Annotated in this window: 2 protein-coding genes; one reads left to right on the forward strand and one right to left on the reverse strand. The window is 47.7% G+C overall.

Annotated features, from left to right (window positions below; translation table 11 throughout):
- Positions 1-920, reverse strand: a 920-nt coding sequence (locus tag AC1DWB_RS34145) for a coiled-coil domain-containing protein (RefSeq protein ID WP_477545519.1), incomplete at its 3' end; no start/stop codon positions are given.
- A 202-nt stretch (positions 921-1122) separates the two neighbouring features.
- Between AC1DWB_RS34145 and AC1DWB_RS34150 the strand changes: the two genes are divergently transcribed.
- The coding region (locus AC1DWB_RS34150; protein WP_477545520.1) for a class I SAM-dependent methyltransferase at positions 1123-2028 on the forward strand (906 nt) is incomplete at its 3' end.

A 2028-nucleotide genomic window follows, 5' to 3' on the forward strand; every position in this document is an offset into this window, starting at 1 on the left:
GGTTTGGTCTCCAGCTCGTATGTGCCTGATAACGAGAGAGAAATGTCGTTTTCTTTACCTGCTGCCATGATCACCCCATCACCGAAAGTGAAGGCCAACTGCTGCAGACCGGGATTACGAGTATGTATAAAAGCGTTCAACTCGCTGTCTCTAATCTGGAATGTATAGGTCAATCCTTTAATCGAGAGCGAGTTAGGGTTTTGCGCCATGTACTCCGGCAGCTTTTGCATCGTATCCGCCAACGCGGCAAAATATTGCTTGAATAAGGGGAGGCCTTTCGTCTCCCAACTTTTGTTCAGCTCGYTCATTTGTTTGGCTACTTCATCCTTTTGCGGCAGCGATGCGAGCTTCCGCGATACTTCCTCTTGCAGCGTCACCATCGTGATACGCTGTTCCTCGAAGCGGGTTCTCGTAGAGCGCAGCTCAGATTGGGCTTGCTCGAGCTTCCCGTTAACCTCGACCTTTTCTCGGTATGCAGCCTTATAGCGATCCAGTGTACTGCGATCGCGATCCGCAATGAGTTTCATCTGCTCGAATACGTAAAAGGCATCCTTCCATGATTTGGCGGCGAAAACCATCATCCAGAGGGGAGGACGATCTCCGGTATACGAAGTTTTGATCAGCTGTTTGACTTTATCGTTCTGCTCCTTCATCCGTTCATTAAGCGCAGACAAGCTTATTTGGGCATCAGCGATTTGTTTAGTTATATCCTGTTCCTTGACGCCAAGTCTGGCGATTTCCCGATCCAACTCGTATAAGGTAAGACCTTTCTCAAGCAGCGCTTGCGACTGGTCTTGAACCAAAGAGTCGGTCTGAGCATACACGATTGTGGTTCCARGCCATTCAGGTATTCCAAGCCATCCAAGCATCAAGCAGCCGATCAGAAAGACGGCGAGGGTCGGTCGAACCAGCATCCACATCGTTTGTCCCACGTCCTTTCCGTACTAAATGTATCGAATCAGACGTGGAAACATGCCTTATTTCTTAACGCTGTGCAAAATGTCCTCTAGGAAAGACAAAAACTCGTTTTTCAGATTGAATAGTGGAATCTGCATATACATTTTGTTATCCTTGATAAATATTCGATTTATGTACAATCCTACAACTGGAAGTGGAACTTAGATGTCAACTCATATGAACAATCCATTGACGACCCAACTCATTCAAGCTATGGACGCTAGTCCGACTAAATCCATTTCGTTTCACGATTACATGGAAGCTTGCTTATATGACGAACAATATGGCTATTACAATCGGACAGCAGTGAAGATTGGGAAGGAAGGCGACTTTTACACGAGCTCCTCTGTTGGCCCGTTCATGGGCATGATGCTGGCACAAGCGATTGTACGCATGATTCGTGAAGAAGGTTGGGATCAGAGTGGCTGGCAGATTGTGGAATGGGGCGGAGGTACAGGGCGGCTTGCCTTGCACATCTTGGACCATATCAAGCGTGAAGCACCGGCACTATACGACACATTAACGTACACGATTGTTGATCAGAGTTCCTATCACCGTGCTATGCAAGCTGAGGCGCTTGTCAATCATCCACATGTCCATTATGAACAGCCTGATGAGTGGCTCGCAGGACAATATGACATTCCTACTATCGTTTGCTCTAACGAGTTGTTGGATGCATTTCCTGTTCATCGTGTTCAATATGTACAAGGTCAGTTTGAAGAAATCGCAGTCATATGGGAAGAGTCGAACAAGCAGTTCCGAGAGACGTGTCGTCCCATTACCGACCCTGACGTGTTGCGTTATATCGAGGATGAACAATTACCTGAGCGAGAACGTCAGCAGTTTGAGCTGAATCTGGAGGCAGAGCGGTGGATACGGCAAGTAGCCTTACGTTTCAACCACGGTGTGCTTATTACAATCGACTATGGTGCTACTCGGGAAGAACTGTACGGCCCGCACCGCATGAACGGTACGCTGATGTGCTACCGGAAGCATCAGGCCCATGCTGACCCTTACATCTATGTAGGTGAGCAGGATATGACCGCTCACGTTAATTTCTCGGCTTGTATA

The organism is Paenibacillus sp. P4_E11 (assembly GCF_056401635.1).